Origin of the sequence: Azorhizobium caulinodans ORS 571, from assembly GCF_000010525.1 — a bacterium.
GTDB classification, from domain to species: domain Bacteria; phylum Pseudomonadota; class Alphaproteobacteria; order Rhizobiales; family Xanthobacteraceae; genus Azorhizobium; species Azorhizobium caulinodans.
The window spans coordinates 5,279,973-5,296,777 of record NC_009937.1 but is presented as its reverse complement, the minus strand read 5'-3'; the positions used below and the strand labels follow the sequence as shown (position 1 = coordinate 5,296,777).

At 68.5% G+C, this 16,805-nt stretch carries 16 protein-coding genes; 4 read left to right on the top strand and 12 right to left on the bottom strand.

The window, feature by feature from the left end; genetic code table 11:
• Positions 1 to 3: 3 nt before the first annotated feature.
• The 4 genes from AZC_RS23855 to fixL form a co-directional block, all read right to left on the bottom strand.
• Positions 4 to 2,700 carry a bifunctional acetate--CoA ligase family protein/GNAT family N-acetyltransferase gene (locus AZC_RS23855; RefSeq protein WP_012173176.1) on the bottom strand — a complete coding sequence of 899 codons (2,697 nt, stop codon included), beginning with the start codon at positions 2,698 to 2,700 and terminating at the stop codon, positions 4 to 6.
• 105 nt (positions 2,701 to 2,805) lie between these two features.
• Positions 2,806 to 3,225, bottom strand: a complete 420-nt coding sequence (locus tag AZC_RS23850; protein ID WP_043879828.1) for a response regulator — start codon at positions 3,223 to 3,225, stop codon at positions 2,806 to 2,808.
• Positions 3,226 to 3,330: 105 nt separating this feature from the next.
• Positions 3,331 to 3,966: a response regulator FixJ gene (fixJ, locus tag AZC_RS23845; protein WP_012173174.1), complete on the bottom strand. Its 636-nt coding sequence runs from the start codon at positions 3,964 to 3,966 to the stop codon at positions 3,331 to 3,333.
• Positions 3,959 to 5,473 carry a two-component system sensor histidine kinase FixL gene (fixL, locus tag AZC_RS23840; RefSeq protein WP_012173173.1) on the bottom strand — a complete coding sequence of 505 codons (1,515 nt, stop codon included), beginning with the start codon at positions 5,471 to 5,473 and terminating at the stop codon, positions 3,959 to 3,961. Before fixL ends, fixJ begins: the two co-directional genes overlap by 8 nt.
• 187 nt (positions 5,474 to 5,660) lie before the next feature.
• On the opposite strand from fixL, the gene AZC_RS23835 reads away from it, so the two are divergent.
• Entirely contained in the window at positions 5,661 to 6,407 is a 747-nt protein-coding gene (locus AZC_RS23835) for a helix-turn-helix domain-containing protein (RefSeq protein ID WP_012173172.1), read from the top strand.
• Between the two features lie 57 nt (positions 6,408 to 6,464).
• On the opposite strand, the gene hemN is transcribed toward AZC_RS23835, so the two are convergent.
• From hemN to AZC_RS23820, 3 genes are all read right to left on the bottom strand, one after another.
• A complete protein-coding gene (gene hemN, locus AZC_RS23830; RefSeq protein ID WP_012173171.1) occupies positions 6,465 to 7,868 on the bottom strand; it encodes an oxygen-independent coproporphyrinogen III oxidase in 1,404 nt (467 codons plus the stop codon).
• Between the two features lie 63 nt (positions 7,869 to 7,931).
• Positions 7,932 to 8,408, bottom strand: coding sequence for an MmcB family DNA repair protein (locus AZC_RS23825; RefSeq protein WP_043879827.1), 477 nt, complete (start codon positions 8,406 to 8,408; stop codon positions 7,932 to 7,934).
• Complete coding sequence (locus AZC_RS23820) at positions 8,408 to 9,298, bottom strand: YihY/virulence factor BrkB family protein (protein ID WP_043879826.1); 891 nt, start codon at positions 9,296 to 9,298, stop codon at positions 8,408 to 8,410. Before AZC_RS23820 ends, AZC_RS23825 begins: the two co-directional genes overlap by 1 nt.
• 173 nt (positions 9,299 to 9,471) lie before the next feature.
• On the opposite strand from AZC_RS23820, the gene AZC_RS23815 reads away from it, so the two are divergent.
• Together AZC_RS23815 and AZC_RS23810 are read left to right on the top strand one after the other, a co-directional pair.
• Entirely contained in the window at positions 9,472 to 10,587 is a 1,116-nt protein-coding gene (locus AZC_RS23815; RefSeq protein ID WP_052286055.1) for an FUSC family protein, read from the top strand.
• Between the two features lie 111 nt (positions 10,588 to 10,698).
• On the top strand, positions 10,699 to 12,393 hold the full coding sequence (locus AZC_RS23810; protein WP_012173167.1) for an acyl-CoA dehydrogenase family protein: 1,695 nt from the start codon (positions 10,699 to 10,701) through the stop codon (positions 12,391 to 12,393).
• Positions 12,394 to 12,401: 8 nt separating this feature from the next.
• On the opposite strand, the gene AZC_RS23805 is transcribed toward AZC_RS23810, so the two are convergent.
• Together AZC_RS23805 and AZC_RS23800 are read right to left on the bottom strand one after the other, a co-directional pair.
• Positions 12,402 to 12,707 carry a HigA family addiction module antitoxin gene (locus tag AZC_RS23805; RefSeq protein WP_012173166.1) on the bottom strand — a complete coding sequence of 102 codons (306 nt, stop codon included), beginning with the start codon at positions 12,705 to 12,707 and terminating at the stop codon, positions 12,402 to 12,404.
• A gap of 11 nt (positions 12,708 to 12,718) precedes the next feature.
• A complete protein-coding gene (locus AZC_RS23800) occupies positions 12,719 to 13,003 on the bottom strand; it encodes a type II toxin-antitoxin system RelE/ParE family toxin (RefSeq protein WP_012173165.1) in 285 nt (94 codons plus the stop codon).
• Between the two features lie 196 nt (positions 13,004 to 13,199).
• Here AZC_RS23800 and greA point away from each other — a divergent pair, with 196 nt between their 5' ends.
• Complete coding sequence (gene greA / locus AZC_RS23795; RefSeq protein ID WP_012173164.1) at positions 13,200 to 13,679, top strand: transcription elongation factor GreA; 480 nt, start codon at positions 13,200 to 13,202, stop codon at positions 13,677 to 13,679.
• A 71-nt stretch (positions 13,680 to 13,750) separates the two neighbouring features.
• Here greA and fabI read toward each other — a convergent pair whose 3' ends face one another.
• The 3 genes from fabI to fabA all read right to left on the bottom strand — a co-directional run bounded on the left by fabI (position 13,751) and on the right by fabA (position 16,695).
• Positions 13,751 to 14,608, bottom strand: coding sequence for an enoyl-ACP reductase FabI (gene fabI, locus AZC_RS23790; protein WP_012173163.1), 858 nt, complete (start codon positions 14,606 to 14,608; stop codon positions 13,751 to 13,753).
• Between the two features lie 114 nt (positions 14,609 to 14,722).
• Positions 14,723 to 15,940, bottom strand: coding sequence for a beta-ketoacyl-ACP synthase I (fabB, locus tag AZC_RS23785; RefSeq protein ID WP_012173162.1), 1,218 nt, complete (start codon positions 15,938 to 15,940; stop codon positions 14,723 to 14,725).
• A gap of 227 nt (positions 15,941 to 16,167) precedes the next feature.
• Positions 16,168 to 16,695, bottom strand: coding sequence for a 3-hydroxyacyl-[acyl-carrier-protein] dehydratase FabA (gene fabA, locus AZC_RS23780; RefSeq protein ID WP_043879825.1), 528 nt, complete (start codon positions 16,693 to 16,695; stop codon positions 16,168 to 16,170).
• Between the last annotated feature and the right edge of the window lie 110 nt (positions 16,696 to 16,805).

Genomic DNA, 16,805 nt, shown 5'->3' with positions numbered 1-16,805 from the left:
CGGCTAGCTCGCGTCCCCTGCGGAGGTGACGGTGTGGATGCGGTCGGCGAGGTTCAGGTCCACGCGCACCACGGTCGGGTCATCGCCGCCGGGCCGGACCTTGAAGCCGAGGTCCTGTGCGAGATGGAGCATGGGCAGGTTCTCGCGCAGCACGTCGCCGAAGATGCGGGCGAGGCCGCGCTCCTGCGCATAGTCGAGGATCTCGTTCATCAGCCGGTAGCCGAGGCCCCGGCCCTTCATGTCCGAGCGCACCATGATGGCGTATTCGGCCGCTTCATTGTCGGGATCGGCGATGATGCGCACGACGCCGAGGATCTCGCCCGTCTCCGCCACGGTCACCAGCGCCATCTCCCGGTCGTAGTCGATCTGCGAGAGGCGGGCGGCCATCAGGTGCGGGAAGTCCTTCAGCGAGCCTAGGAAGCGCATGCGTACGTCGCGGGGGTCCGAGCGGCGCACCATGTCCCCCAGCGCCGGCTCGTCCTCCGGGCGGATGGGGCGCAGCAGCACCTCCTGACCGTCCGAGAGCACGATGTGACGGCTGAGGATGGTCGGGAAGGGCTTGATGGCGAAGCGCTCGGTGCCCCGGCTGGCGGACGGGTGCACAACGATGCGGGCGTCGAGCGCGATGACGCCGTTCTCGTCCACCAGCAGCGGGTTGATGTCGAGTTCGCCGATCTGCGGCAGGTCGCCCATCAGTTCGGAGATCTTTACCAGCGTGGTGGCCACCGCATCGAGATCGGCGGCTGGCCGGTCGCGATAGCCGACGAGGCGGCGGTAGATGCGTGTGCGCTCCATCATCTCGCGGGCGAGGCGGCCGTTGAGCGGCGGCAGCGCCACCGCCCGGTCGGCGATCACCTCCACCGCCGTCCCGCCTTCGCCGAACAGCACCACGGGGCCGAAGGTCTCGTCATTGGCGATCCCGGCGATGAGTTCCACCGCCCGCTGCCGGCGCACCATCCGCTGCACCGTGAAGCCTTCAAGCCGCGCCTGCGGCATGCGCTCGCGCACTGCGGCCAGCATCAGCTCGGCGGCTTCCTCCACCTGGGCGGGGGTGCGCAGGTCGAGCCGCACGCCCCCAGCCTCGGACTTGTGGATGATGTCGTCGGAAAGGATCTTCAGCGCCACCGGCCCGCCGAAGGCAGCAGCCAGATCGGCGGCCTCCGCCGGAGACGCGGCCGTGCGGGTCTCCACCACCGGAATGTCGTAGGCGGCCAGCACCGCCTTGGCCTCCACCTCGGTCAGCACGCTGCGGCCGGCTCCGATTACCGCATCCACCACCTGCTTGGCCTTGTCGCGGTCCGGCTCGTCGAAGCTGCGGGCCGGCGGGGTCTCCATCAGCATGGTCTGGTTGCGCTGGTAGGAGACGAGATGGCCGAAGGCGCGCACCGCCTCATCGGGCGTGTCGTAGGTGGGCAGGCGGCGGGCGGCCAAGTGGCGGCGGGCATTTGCCGCGGCCTGATTGCCGAGCCAGCAGGTGAGCACGGGGGCACGCGGCCGCTGCGCAAGCGCCTCCACCACCGCATCGGCGGCCTCGGCGCTGTCGGTGAGGGCGGTCGGGCAGTTGAGGACAAGAACGGCATCCGAGCCGGGATCTTCCAGCAGCGCCGTCACGCCGTCCGCATAGCGCTTGGGCGGGGCATCGGCGGCCAGCGCCACGGGATTGGTGCGCGACCAGCCGTTCGGCAGCACGCGGTCGAGCTTGGCGAAGGTCTCCGGCGCCAGTTCAGCCAGCCGGCCGGGCGTCTGCTCCAGAGCGTCGGTGGCCAGCACGCCGGCGCCGCCGCTGTTGGTGAGGATGGCGAGGCGCTCGCCGTTCAGCCGGATGCCTGAGGCGAGCGTGGTCACCGCCTCGAACAGTTCGCGCAGATCGTAGACCCGCAGCATGCCGGCGCGGCGGAAGGCGGCGTCATAGACCGCATCGGCGCCCGCGAGGCGACCGGTGTGCGAGACGGCCGCCTGCGCGCCGGCGGCGCTGCGGCCCGCCTTGATGACGATGACCGGCTTGGCGCGGGCGGCGATGCGCCCGGCGGACATGAATTTGCGCGCATCGGTGATGCTCTCCACGTAGAGCACGATGGCCCGCGTGGCGGAATCCATGGCGAGATGGTCGAGCAGGTCGCCGAAGTCGATGTCCGCCTTGTCGCCGAGCGAAGCCACGTGGGAGAAGCCGACGCCCCGTCCCTCGGCCCAGTCGAGCACGGCGGTGGCGAGCGCTGCCGACTGGCTGAGGAAGGCGACATCCCCCTTGCGCGGCATCAGATGGGCGTAGCTCGCATTGATGCGCGGTCCGGTGGAGATGAAGCCGAGGCAGCTCGGGCCCAGCAGGCGCATGAGGTTCGGCCGGGCGGCGTCCAGCATCCGCTGGCGCAGGGCGGCATCGGCACTGCCGGGACTGGAGGCGAGGAGGACGGCGGCGCGGCAGCCCTTGGCGCCAAGGTCGGCGATGGTCTGCGGCAGGGTTTCGGGCGGCCCTGTCAGCACCGCGAGGTCGACCTGGATCGGCAGGTCGCCCACCGAATGGTAGTTGAGCGCCGAGCGGATCGCCCGTTCCTTCGGATTGACGCTGAGGATGGGGCCGTCGAACCCGGCCTCGAAGAGGTTGCGCGCCGTGACCGCGCCGATGGTGCCGGGCCGGCTGCTCGCCCCCACGAGAGCGATGGCGCCGGGGTGGAAGAGGGCGTCGAGATTGCGCGTCGTCATGGCGTCCTCCGGTCGGGCGAACGGGAGCGTCCGCAGGATGACCGATGCGGCGGACGATCTTAAGACGGGGGATGTGCGGCGTGGGCGCGCGGGCGGTGCCCGCCCTTACTGATGCGGGAAGGGACGGCGGAAGGTCTCGCGCACGGCATCGCTCAGGGCGTTGGAGAAGAGGGGCTTCTCCACGATGGCAACGCCGGCGGAGGTGGCGCGGCGGCGCACCTGCTCGGTGGGATGGGTGGTGATGAGGATGGCCGGCCAGGTCACCTGCCGCTGCTTCAGTTCGCGCAGCAGGTCGAGGCCGTTGAGGCCGGGCAGGTTGTAATCGACGATGAGGCAGCCGCTGCCCGGCAGGGTTTCGATATCCTGATCCAGCATCTCGGCGGCGGTGGCGAAGATGCGGACGTCGAACCCTTCCAGCTCAAGGGCGAACTTCAACGACCCGCGGACAGCAGGGTCGTCATCCACCACGACCACCACCGGGGAGGCGGGGGCGTCGGCGGCCTTGTCTTCGCCAATCAAGAGCATGTGGGCCTCGCGCGAGCCTCCTCCTTGAGTGGAAGCCCGGACCCCTTCACCATCGCGGCGGAAGGGCACGACAGCCTTGAGATAGATCAAGTGCAGGCAATGCGGTCAAGTTGGCGTTGCGTCATCCGCGGGGGCAACGCCGGCCAGAAGTGCCATCCGCACGAGTTCCGGCAGGCTCGCGGCCTTCATCTTCGTCATCACGTTGGCGCGATAGACCTCCACCGTGCGCGGGCTGATGCCGAGGTCGTAGGCGATGGTCTTGTTGGCGAGGCCGTTGACGAGGCACTCCAGAACCTGACGCTCGCGCTGGGAGAGGCCGGCGATGCGCTTGCCCACCTCGCTGCGCGCATCCTCCTGCCGCCCCTGCTCGGCGGAGCGGCCGAGGCTCGCGCGCACGGCGGCAATGATGGCGGCATCGTCGAACGGCTTTTCCAGGAAGTCGGCGGCGCCGAGCTTCATCGCTTCGACCGCGAGCGGCACGTCGCCATGGCCGGTCATGACGATAACCGCCATATGGGCGCCGCGGGCGTTCAGCTCCTTCAGCAGTTCGAGGCCGCTGATGCCGGGCATGCGTACGTCGGTGACGATGCAGCCGCGGTCGAGCGGCACGCCGGCGTCGAGGAAGGCGGCAGCGGAGGTGTGCTGGGTGACGGCGAGGCCGGAGCTTTCCAGCAGAAAGGCGAGCGACTCGCGGACGGCGTCGTCATCGTCGATCACGTGGACCGGCAGCGACTCAGGCATCGTTCATGGCCTCCTCGTCGACGGTGCGCAGCGTGAAGCGGAAGATGGTCCCGCCGCCGGCATTCGGTTCCGCCCAGATGCGCCCGCCATGGGCTTCGATGATGGTGCGCGAGATGGACAGGCCGACGCCCATGCCTTGTGCCTTCGTGGTGACAAACGGTGTGAACAGTTGTGCCCGCATCTCGTCCGATATGCCATGGCCGGTGTCGCAGACCGACACCGTCACCATGTCGTCCTCCGCCGGGGTGGTCTGCACGAGGAGCTGCCGGCGGGAGGCGTCCATCATGGCTTCGAGGGCGTTGCGCATCAGATTGAGCAATACCTGTTGCACCTGCACCTTGTCGGCAAGCACGAGGTCGCAGGAGGTATCGATCTGATACCGCACCTGGATCCCGTGCTCCTTCGCGCCCACGAGGGCGAGGGCGCTCGCCTCCTCGATGAGCTTCGACAGGCTCTCCACCCGCCGTTCCGTCTCCCCGCGTGACACGAAGTCCCGGAGCCGGCGGATGATCTGGCCCGCACGCAACGCCTGTTCCGCCGCCTTGTCCAGTGCCCCCTGCAACATGGGGATGCGCTTGGGGTCGCCGTCATCGAGGAGGCGCCGCGAGCCCTTGATGTAATTGGCGATGGCCGACAGCGGCTGGTTCAGTTCATGGGCCAGCGTCGAGGCCATCTCGCCCAGCGCCGTGAGGCGGGAGATGTGGACGAGCTCGGCCTGGAGTTCCTGGAGGCGCGCCTCGGTGTTCTGGCGCTCGGTGAGGTCGCGGATGAAGCCGGTGAAGAAGCGGCCGGAGACCGAGTGCATCTCGCCCACCGCCAGCTCCATGGGGAAGGTGGCGCCGTCCTTGCGCTCCCCCGTCACCACGCGGCCGATGCCGATGATGCGGCGCTCGCCGGTGGTGAGATAGCGCGAGAGATAGAGGTCGTGCTGGTCGCGGTGCGGATTGGGCATCAGCATGGAGACGTTGCGGCCGATCACCTCGGAGGGCGAATAGCCGAACAGTCGCTCCGCGGTGATGGAGAAGGACTGCATGATGCCGCGCTCGTCGATGACGATCATCGCATCCGGCACCGTGTCGAGGATCGAGGAGAGATGCGCCTCGCGGGCGAGCAGCGCGCGATCGCGCGCCACCGCATCGAGCCGGGTTCGCCGCAGGCGCTCCCCGAGGACGGCAATGCCCGCGCCAGCGATGGTGAGAAGGCCGAGGCTCTGCCAGTCCGCCACGACGGTATCGCCCGAGAGCAGGCCGCGCAGCGCGAGGCCGAGGGCGGACACCGCCGTCGCCGCCAGCCCGGCGAAGAGACCGCCGCTGCTGGCCAGCACAACGATGACCAGCAGCACCAGCAGGATGCGGGGGTCGAACGCGGACAAGGCTGCAAAATGGCTCGCGGCAATCACCAGCGCGGCGGCGGCGCTGCCGGGTACGGCACGGCGCACGGTGCCCGGAACCGTCGGCCCCGCCTGGGGAGCTTTCGGAGGCAGCGCCTGCGTTGGCGTGTCGGTCATCTGGGGGCTCGTCTCGTCGAATTGGGCGGGGTGTGAAACGGCTGTTGACCGGCTGATCGGCAGCCTAGGCTCCGTAAAATCACCTACGCAATACTACTTAAGGGCTGGGCCCTAAGGAGTGAATCCGAATTTTTGCAGGGCGGTCAACGGGCTATCCCTTCATCAACGAAATTCGGAGATGAGACCGATGTCGATCGCCGCCAGCGTCATCGCCCATATCGCTCCCGTGCCTGCTCAGGCCTATGCACATCCCATGCCCTCCAACCGGTGGAGCGAGATGGCCCGTGGCGTAGCCGCCGATGAAAGCGCCCGTCCGGCGCAAGTCGTTGCGGCTCTCGGCACTCCGGCGGTGTTCGCCCGCAACAGCGAGATTTTCGGCGACGATCAGGTTGCCGAGAACGTCTATGTCGTCGTCTCCGGCGTCGTGCGCATCTGCAAGCTGATGGGCGACGGCCGCCGCCAGATCGAGGCCTTCTGCCTTCCGGGCGATGCCTTCGGCTGGGAGACCGGCGAGCGTTACCGCTTCTCCGCCGAGGCGGTGAGCGAGTGCCGTCTGGTGCGCGTGAAGCGCTCCGTCCTCTTCGCCCGCGCCGGCAGCGATCCGGAACTGGCTTGTGCGCTCTGGGCGCTGAGCTTTGCCGAACTCCAGCGCGCCCAGGAGCATCTCCTCCTGCTCGGCCGCAAGACGGCGCAGGAGCGTGTCGGCTCCTTCCTGCTCGATCTCGCCCGCCGCTCCGGCACCACCAATGCCTCGCACGTCACCGAAGTCACGCTCGCCATGTCCCGCCAGGACATTGCGGACTTCCTCGGCCTGACCATCGAGACCGTGTCGCGCACGCTCACCTATCTCGAGGAACAGGGCACGATCTCGCTGCCGTCCTCCCGCCGCGTCCTGCTCCGCGACCGCTCTGCACTCCGTCGCCTCGACTCCTGAGGCGACGTTTTTCCCCATAACTTCGGTCCGCGTTTCCGGTTTCATTTCCTCCCCACCTCAGACCGCCGCCGAGTGCCTCTTGGGCCCGGCGGCGTTTTCTTGTGCGGGGAGCTTCGCGTCGAAGACAGCAGCCACCGTGCGGGTGAAGGCACGCATCTCCGCCGGGATGGCGAGGCGGGTGCCGGTCCGCTCCATCAGGCCATCGGCCTCGAAGTCCGCGAGACGGGCGAGTTCCGGCGCGAAGAAATCGACGGCGAAGCCGTGCGCGCGCAGAACCGCCGCAAGATCCACGGCGCTGTCGCACATCAGCCGCTCGATCACATCCCGCCGCAGCCGGTCCTCCGGCGTCAGGGCGATGCCGCGGGCGATGGGCAGCCCGCCCTCCTCAAGCGCGGCGTGCCAGCCGGGCGTCTGCGCGATGTTCTGCACATAGCCCTGCGGGAGCATGCCGATGGCCGAGGCGCCGAAGCCGAGCAGCACCGGTGCGTCATCGGTCGTATAGCCCTGGAAGTTGCGCTTCAGCGTGCCGTCGGCCGCCTGCCGCGCCATGGCATCGGTGGGCTTGGCGAAATGGTCGAGGCCGATGGCCACATAGCCTTCCGCGGTCAGCAGGTCGGCGATGGCCTCCGCCTGGGCGAGCCGGGCGTCGGGGCCGGGCAGGCTCTGGTCCGGGATCAGCGCCTGGTGCTTCTTCATCCACGGCACATGGGCATAGCCGAACACCGCGATACGGTCGGGATCGAGGCTGAGGGCCGTGCGCACGGTGCGCAGCACGGACTCCAAGGTCTGGTGCGGCAGGCCGTAGATGAGGTCGAGATTGAGCGAGCCGATGCCGGCCCGGCGCAGCGCGTCGGCGGCGCGGGCGGTTTCCTCGAACGACTGCATGCGGCCTATGGCGGCCTGCACGGCGGGATCGAAATCCTGCACGCCGAGGCTCGCCCGCGTGATGCCGCTGGCGGCCAGCGCCTCCACCATGTCGGTGCTCAGCACGCGCGGATCCACCTCGATGGCGAGTTCCGCATGGGGTTTCACGTCGAAGTGCCGGCGCACGCTCTCCATGAGGGCGATCATGTCGCCGCCGGCGAGCAGCGTGGGTGTGCCGCCGCCCCAGTGCAGGTGCGTGACGGCGAGCCGGCCGGGAATGCGCTCGGCCACCCGCGCGATCTCGCCCCGCAGCCGCTCCGCATAAGCGGCGACCGGCGTATAGCGGCGGGCGACGGAGGTGGTGCAGCCGCAATAGAGGCACAGCTCGGCGCAGAAGGGCACGTGCAGATAGATCGAGCCGCGGCTCGCCGGATCGAGTTCGCCCAGCCAGCGCTCATAGACGCCGCCATCGACCTCGGGCGTGAAATGCGGCGCCGTGGGATAGCTGGTGTAGCGCGGCACGGGGCGGCCGTAGCGGGCCACGAGATCCTGCAGCGAAAGCGGGCGGGGCGCTGGGGCGCGGCGAAGGGCGGTCATGCAGTCTTCATGCGCCTGCCCGCCCGGTTGTACCTTGATGCAGCGCAAGCGCTTGTTTTCGCGCTACCACTCCTGCGCGGGTCGCAGGTCCGGATCATAGAGACCGGCCAATCGTCCGGCGGCGGCCCGGGCAAAGCGCAGGGTCAGCGCCTTGCGGGTGGCGGCGGCGAGCGGATGCTCCGGAGCCGCACGGATCAGTTCTGCTCCGAAGGCGTCGGCGACGAGAATGCCCACGTCGTCCGGCAGGAGTTCGAGCGGGAAGTCCACCCCCACCGCAAACAGCAGGCGGTCGCAGAAGGGCCGGTATTCGGGCCACTTCGCATCGGTGCGGAAGTCGGTCACCGACGACTTGATCTCGATGATGGAGAGCGCGCCCTTGGCATCGAGCGCCAGCACATCCGCCCGGCGCCCGGAGGCGAGCGAGACTTCCGGCAGCCCGGCCTGCCCGTGCGCGGCGAGGAAGCGCAGCACGCCGCGCTGGATGGCGGCGGCCGTCTGCGACTGGCGGCCGTCCGGCTTCGGGACCGGGGCGTCGATCATCACGAATGCGCACCGCTCGGCTGGGCATCCTGCGCCAGCGTGCCCTTGAGCGCGATGAGCCGGGCCCGCCGGTCGCGCAGGATGGCGGCATTGAGCTCGCCGCCGAAGATGAAGGCCGTGGCCGTGAGATAGAGGAAGACGAGGGCGATCATCACCGAGGCGAGGCCCGCGTAAGTCGTGACGTAATTACTGGAGAACTCCCCGAGATAGATGCCGAACACGGTGGCCGCCACCAGCCACAGCGTGAGCGTGACGCCGATGCCGGGCAGCACGTCCAGCAGCCGCCGCCGCCCGGCGGGCAGCCAGAGGTGGGCCATCAGCAGCGCGATGATGAGGATGAGCGCGGTGCTGGCGAAGCGGGCGAAGGTCACGACGCCGCTGATCGGCTTCAGGGCCGGCACGTTGTTCACCATGGTCTGCCAGATCAGCGGTCCGAGGATGACGAGAAAGGACAGGGCCAGCATGCCCGCCGCCCCCACCAGCACGAACAGCACCGAACTCACCCGCAGCCGGTACCAGGCCCGGTGCTCCTTCATGCCATAGGCCCGGTTGAGGCCGATGCGCAGGCTCTCGATGCCGTTCGAGGAGAAGTAGATGGCGAGCGCCACGCCGACCGTCAGCACGTCCGCGCGGACCTGATTGACCACATTGTGGATCTCGCGCGCGATGGGTTCTGCCACCGCGTCCGGCCATGTCTCCAGGATGAGCTGGATCGCTTCATTGGCGAGCGGCCGCAGATCGAGGAAGCCGGCGAGCGCGGTGAGGAAGATGAGGAAGGGAAAGAGCGACATGAGGATGGACAGCGCGATGTGGCTGGCGATGGCCCAGCCGTCATCCGCGAGGAAGGTCCACACCGCGTCCATCACCACCCGATAGGTCCGTCGCAGCATGTTTTCCTGTTCCGCGTGACATCGCTTGCGGCGCATCATAAGCCAAGAGCGCCCCGGCCTCACCCTGCCCGTCACGGGGAACAACCCGTCCGGGGCCGCCCCGGTTCACTCCTGTGTGCGATCCGCCCATGCCGTCTGAGCCTCCGCCGCCCGCGCCTCCCGGTTCCCAGAGCATGCTGGGGCGGCTTCTCGCCCGCCTTCCGCGCATCGATCTCGCCCATATCCGCCTTGCGGTCCGGGCCACGGTGGCGGCGCTGCTGGCCTATGGCATCGCCTGGTGGCTCGATCTGCCGAAGGGCTACTGGGCGGTGCTCTCGGCCATTCTGGTGGTGCAATCCTCCCTCGGCGCGAGCGTGGCGGTGGCGACCGACCGGGGCCTCGGCACCATTGCCGGCGGCATCATCGGCGTCGGCCTCGCCATGATCGCCGGCCCCTCGCAGGACCTGACCGTCCTTCTCCTCACCATCGGCACGCTGGCGACGGCGCTGCTCGCCGCCTACCGGCCGAGCTTCAAGCTGGCGCCGGTGACGGTGGTTGTGGTGATGCTGTCCGATCCCACCCATGCCCAGCCGCTGATCTCCGGTCTCCAGCGGGTGTTCGAGATTGCGCTGGGCGGCGCCGTGGGCGTGGCCTGCGCGCTGTTCGTCTTCCCCGCGCGGGCGCTGTTCCTGCTCTTTCCCAATGCGGCGGACGCCATCGATGCCTGCGCCGCGCTGCTGGAGGAGGGCCGGGCGGGCCTGCTCGACGGCACGCTCGATCCGGCCGAGATCGACCGTCTGAATGCCGGCGCGCGGGTGAGCCTGCGGGCGGCGGACCTGCGGGTGGGGGAAGCCCGGCGCGAGCGGGCCGGCTGGCTGGCGGGCCCGCCGGACGCGGCCCCGATCGTGCGCACCTGCCGGCGGCTCTGGCACTCGGTCATCATCCTGCTGCGCGTGGCCGATGCCCCGCTCCCCACCGAGCTGGTGACGCCCGTGCGCGCCACGCTCCAGGCGGCGCTCGGCGCCCTCGCGACCGAATGCCGCGTCATTGCGGAAAGCCTGCGCAGCGGCAATCCCGTGGGCCTCGGCAGCGCCAGCGACAGCGCCGAAGCCATGTCGGCAGCCGTCGCAGCCCTGCAGGCCGAGATGGACCGTGCCGGAACGTCCGGCCTCCTGAAAGGCGACGGTGCCAGCCTCACGCGGCTCTACACCGCCGTCGCCGGCTGTGTGCACGTGCAGGAAAACCTGATGGAACTGCGGGTCCAGCTTGCCGCCTATCGGGCCGATCAGGCCGAGCGCGCTGTCGCCTGAAGGTGTGCCGTGCAACGGCTTGAGCGGCGCAATCTCCCGTTGCGCTGCGGCGGCGCTGGCGCGAGGATGGAGAAAATACCGCAACGCACAACATTCAGGGAGACCCGTCACATGCCAAGCCGCCTTGCCCTCCGTTCTGCCTCCGAAAGCGGGGCCGACGTGGTCGATCTGGTGCGCAGCGCTCTGCCGGCTCTCGAACGTGCGCTCACCGATGCGACCCAGGCGGTGCGGGAGAAGGTCTCCTCGGGCGGAAAACTCTCCGCCGAGCTGCTGGAGAGCGAGCAGCGCGCGGTGCACGGCCTTGCCTGGCTCGCCACCTACGTCTTCGGCGTGCGCGAACTGCTGCACTATGCCGACCGTCTCGGCGCGTCCGGCAAGTTCGGTGAGGCGGAACGGCTGATCGTCCAGATCGGGGCCGGCGAATACATCGCCCAGATCCTCGGCGGCATCGCCATGAGCCAAGGCGAGACGGTGCGCCTGGTCGATCTCTATCTCTCCGAGGATGCCGTGTCGGCGCTGCGCCATAATGCGGCGGTGGGTGCGCTCGCCCAGCACGGCAACACGGCGGAGGCGCGTGCCGCGCTCGCCGCGATCATCCGCAACGCCCATGGCGCCTTCACGGTGGGCGATGCCGGCCTTGACGAGACGCTGGAGGCCATGCGCTCGGAAATCCGCCGCTTCGTCGAGGCGGAGGTGGTGCCGCACGCCCACGAATGGCACCTCAAGAACGCCTATATCCCGCTGGAGGTGATCGGCCGTCTCGCGGAACTCGGCGTGTTCGGCCTCACCATCCCCGAGGAATACGGCGGTCTCGGCCTGCCCAAGGAGGCCATGTGCGTGGTCACCGAGGAGCTGTCGCGCGGCTATATCGGCGTCGGCTCGCTGGGCACCCGCTCCGAGATCGCGGCGGAGCTCATCATCGGTGGCGGCACGGATGAGCAGAAGGCGCATTATCTGCCCAAGCTCGCCTCCGGCGAAATCCTGCCCACCGCCGTCTTCACGGAGCCGAACACCGGCTCCGATCTCGCCTCCCTGCGCACTCGCGCAGTTAAGGAGGGAGACGTCTACAAGGTCTCCGGCAACAAGACCTGGATCACCCATCCGGTGCGCGCCGACCTGATGACGCTGCTGGTGCGCACCAATCCGGCCGAGCCCGGCTACAAGGGCCTCTCCATGCTGCTGGCGGAAAAGCCGCGGGGTACGGATGAAGATCCTTTCCCGGCCAAGGGTATGACCGGCGGTGAGATCGAGGTGCTCGGCTATCGCGGCATGAAGGAGTTCGAGATCGGCTTCGACGGCTTCGAGGTGCCGGCGGGCCAGCTGCTCGGCGGGGTGGAGGGGCAGGGCTTCAAGCAGCTCATGAACACCTTCGAGGCCGCGCGCATCCAGACGGCGGCTCGTGCGGTGGGCGTGGCGCAGGCGGCCATGGAGACGGGCCTGCGCTATGCGGAGGAGCGCATCCAGTTCGGCAAGCCGCTCATCGCCTTCCCGCGCGTGGCGGACAAGATCGTGATGATGGCGGTGGAGATCGCCATCGCCCGCCAGATCACCTATTTCGCCGCCCGCGCGAAGGACGAGGGCCGCCGCACCGACCTTGAGGCCGGCATGTCGAAGCTGCTCGGCGCCCGTGTCGCCTGGGCGGCGGCGGACAACGCGCTCCAGATCCACGGCGGGAACGGTTTCGCGCTGGAATATCAGGTCTCCCGCCTTTTGTGCGACGCCCGCATCCTCAACATCTTCGAGGGTGCCGCCGAGATCCAGGCCCAGGTCATCGCCCGCCGCCTTCTGGAAGAGGGGCGGAACTGAGGGCGGGCTCAGGCGGCGCGCGGCGCGATGCGTTCGAGTTCGGCAGCGATCCGCCGTTCCTCCACGCGCAGATCGTGCGCCGTCTGAAGGCGCAGCCAGAAGTCCGGCGTGGTGCCGAAATAGCGCGCAAGACGCAGGGCGGTGTCCGCCGTGAGGGAGGTTTCCCCGCGCACGAGCCGCTCGATCCGCGTGCGCGGCACACGGAGTGCCCCCCCGAGTGCGTAGGGGGTCAGGCCGAGCGGCTGGAGGAACTCTTCCCGCAGGATTTCGCCCGGATGCACGGGCGCGAGGGGTTTCTGTTCATCGGCAGGCATGGTGCTCGTCCTCAGTGGTAATCGGTGATCTCCACCTGTTCCACGCCGCCGTCCACCCAGACGAAGCAGATGCGGAACTGGTCGTTCACGCGAATGGAATGCTGGCCCGCCCGATCGCCCTTCAGCTCTTCCAGCCGGTTCGCTGGCGGGGCTCGCAAATCCTCCAACACCGCTGCCGCGTCGAGCATCGCCAGCTTGCGGGCAGCGGGTCGGACCAGATCGGCCGGAAATCCCTTGCCGGGATGGCGGCCCGCAAAGATCGCTTCGGCTCTGCGGTCCCGGAAGCTCCGGATCATGTTTTCCCCCGCGAATGAACGTATCATTCTGTGATACGGTCATCAATGGCGCGAGCCTGTTTGGCGAACCTCAGGCGGCCAAGCCTGCAAAACCTTCCGCCTCCCGTTCCGTTCGGGCATCGGGCGCATTATCTGACCTTCTTCCTGGCCGCCCTCCGTCGGTCGCCACTTGCCGTCCCGAGGACCGAGACCCGAGATGTCCGTTGCCTTTACCCGTGAGAACGACCTCGAAGCCACTGCTGCCGACCTGCCGGACCGGCCCATCTCGCCGCATCCCAATCTGGTGACGGCGCGGGGGCTCGCGGCGATCGATACGGCGCTGGCGGAGGCGCGGGCGGCCTATGGGGCGGCGCAGACGGAGGGCGACGTGCAGGCGGACCGCACCGCCATGGCGCGGGCGACGCGGGATCTGCGCTATTACAGCGCCCGCCGCGCCACCGCCCAGCTTGTGGAGCCGCCGGAGGCGCCCGAGACGGTGCAGTTCGGCGTCACCGTCACGCTGCTGCGGGAGGATGACCGCCGCCAGACCTTCCGCATCGTGGGCGAGGATGAGGCGGACCCGGCGCAGGGCTCGGTGTCCTATGTCTCGCCGTTGGCCGCCGCCCTCATGGGCAAGGGTGTGGGCGATGTGGCGCTGGTGGCCGGCCGGGAAGTGGAGATCGAGAAGATCGCCTGAGTGCATTGCCGGACATGAAAAAGGCCGGGCAGCGGGCCCGGCCTTGAACGCGAAACGCTGTGGTGAACCGCTTACTCGGCGGCCTTCGGCGGCACGGTGGCGGTCTCGGCCGCCATCTTCGCTTCCGCGTCTTCCTGCGTCTTCAGCACGTCCGGGTGCGGCATGGACATGATGTTGTAGCCGCTGTCCACGAAGTGCACTTCGCCGGTCACGCCGCCCGACAGCTCGGAGAGCAGATAGAGGGCCGAACCGCCCACTTCTTCCAGCGAGACCGTGCGGCGGAGCGGGGCGTGGCGCTTCTGATAGTTGAACATCAGCCGGGCGTCGGCGATGCCGGCACCGGCAAGGGTCCGCACCGGGCCCGCCGAGATGGCGTTGACGCGGATGCCCTGGGGACCGAAGTCGGCGGCGAGGTAGCGCACGCTGGCTTCCAGCGCCGCCTTGGCCACGCCCATCACATTGTAGTTCGGCATCACGCGGGTGGCGCCGCCGTAGGTCAGGGTGATCAGCGAGCCGCCGTTGGTCATCAGCTCGGCCGCCCGCTTGGCGATCTCCGTGAAGGAGAAGCAGGAGATCAGCATGGTGCGGGAGAAATTGTCCCGCGTCGTGTCCGCGTAACGGCCCTTCAGCTCCGACTTGTCGGAGAAGGCCACGGCGTGGACCACGAAATCCAGCGAACCCCATTCCTTGCGCAGCGCATCGAACAGAGCGTCGACGCTGGCGAGGTCTTCCACGTCGCAGGGCATCATCACCTTCGCGCCGAGGCTTTCGGCCAGCGGGCGCACCCGCTTGGCCATGGCCTCGCCCTGATAGGTGAAAGCAAGCTCTGCGCCCTGACCAGCGAGGCTCTTCGCGATCCCCCACGCGATGGAGTGGTCGTTGGCCACGCCCATCACCAGGCCGCGCTTGCCCTTCATCAGGTCGTGCATTGCCGATTGTCCTTAACTGCCATGGTCGAACGGCGATAGCAGACCTGATCGCGAAGCGCCATGGCGCCCGCGATCACCTGAGGTTTCCAATCCTGACGGCCCGGCGGCCGCCGGTCAGGCGTCGAGGTGCTTCAGCACGAGGCAGGCGTTGGCGCCGCCGAAGCCGAAGCCGTTGGACAGCACGTGGCCGAGGCTCGCATTGTCCACACGCTCGCGCACGATGGGCATGTCCGCGAAGGCCGGATCGATCTCGTCGATATTGGCGCTCTTCGCGATGAAGCCGTTCTGCATCATCAGGATGGAGTAGATGGCCTCGTGCACGCCGGTGGCGCCCTGCGAATGGCCGGTGAGCGACTTGGTGGCCGAGATGGGCGGGCACTTGTCGCCGAACACGGCGCGGATCGCCTCGATCTCCTTGAGATCGCCGATGGGCGTCGAGGTGGCGTGGGGATTGATGTAGTCGATGGGCGCCTTGAGGCCGGAAATGGCCATGCGCATGGCCCGCTCGGCACCTTCGCCCGAGGGGGCCACCATGTCGGCGCCGTCGGAGGAGACGCCATAGCCGGCGACTTCCGCATAGATGCGGGCGCCGCGCGCCTTGGCGACTTCCAGCTCTTCGAGCACCAGCACGCCGGCGCCGCCGGAGATCACGAAACCGTCGCGATCCTTGTCATAGGCGCGCGAGGCGACCGCCGGACGGTCGTTGTAATTGGAGGACATGGCGCCCATGCCGTCGAACAGCACCGAGAGGGTCCAGTCGAGATCCTCGCAGCCGCCGGCGAACATGCGGTCCTGCTTGCCATAGACGATCTGCTCATAGGCATTGCCGATGCAGATGTTGGTGGTCGCGCAGGCGGCCGAGATGGAATAGCTCAGCCCCTTGATCTTGAACCAGGTGGAGAGCGTCGCCGAGGCGGTGGAGGCCATGGCCTTGGGCACCGCGAACGGGCCGACGCGCTTGGGGCCCTTGGTGCGGGTGATGTCAGCCGCTTCCACGATGGTCTTGGTGGACGAGCCGCCGGAGCCCATGATCAGGCCGGTGCGGTCGTTGGAAATTTCGTGGGGCTCAAGGCCGGCGTCGCGGATCGCCTGATCCATGGCCACGTGGTTCCAGGCGGTGCCGCCGCCGTGGAAGCGCATGGCGCGCCGGTCCACCACGTCCTCGGCCACGAGGGTCGGGGCGCCCTGGACCTGGGAGCGGAACCCAAGCCGCGCATAGTCGTCCGCGAACGTGATGCCGCTCTTGGCCTCGTGCAGGCTGCCCAGCACTTCCTGCGTGGAGTTCCCGATAGACGAGACGATGCCCATCCCGGTGACGACGACGCGCCGCATGTCACCTCCCAATCAAAAGGCCGGACCCTTGTCCGGCAGGTCCGTGCCCGGCGGAGTTTCAGGCCTTGGCACGGTGAAGTTCAAGATAGGGCGGGCCGCTAGGGTCCGCGAGCCTGCACATGGTCCCGGCCTGCGGCCATTACCAGAGGGCAACCTGCCCCAAGGCGGGGACGGGGGCCTAAAAAGACGCCCGCCTTACCCTGAGCCATGTTCGTGGCGTGGGCGTGTCAGGCGCCGGCGGGCGCCGCTTCCTGCTGGAACAGGCCGACCTTCAGGTCGGAGGCGCGGTAGATCACCTCGCCGTCAGCGGAGAGCCAGCCATCGGCAATGCCGAGCACCAGCTTGGAGCGCATGACGCGCTTCAGGTCCACGCCGTAGACCACCTTCTTCACGTTGGGCAGCACCTGGCCGGAGAACTTGAGTTCTCCGAGGCCGAGCGCCCGGCCCCGACCGGGGGAGCCCAGCCAGCCGAGGAAGAAGCCGACCATCTGCCACATGGCGTCGAGGCCGAGGCAGCCGGGCATGACCGGATCGCCCTTGAAGTGGCAGGGGAAGAACCACAGGTCCGGATTGACGTCGAGTTCGGCGCGCACGAAGCCCTTGCCATGGGCGCCGCCGGTCTCGGAAATCTCGGAGATGCGGTCGAACATCAGCATGGGCGGCAGGGGCAACTGCGCATTCCCGGCACCGAACAGTTCACCCCGTCCGCAGGCGAGGAGCTCCTCGTAGTCGAAACTGGTCTGCCGGTCCGCCATTCTCTCTGCTGTCGCCATGCTGTCCACGAGGGATGTTTCCATTGGCCTTTTCGGGCCACGCCCGTTCCGAGCGCGGGCACTCCCTATCATAGGAGCCATCGCGCTCAAAG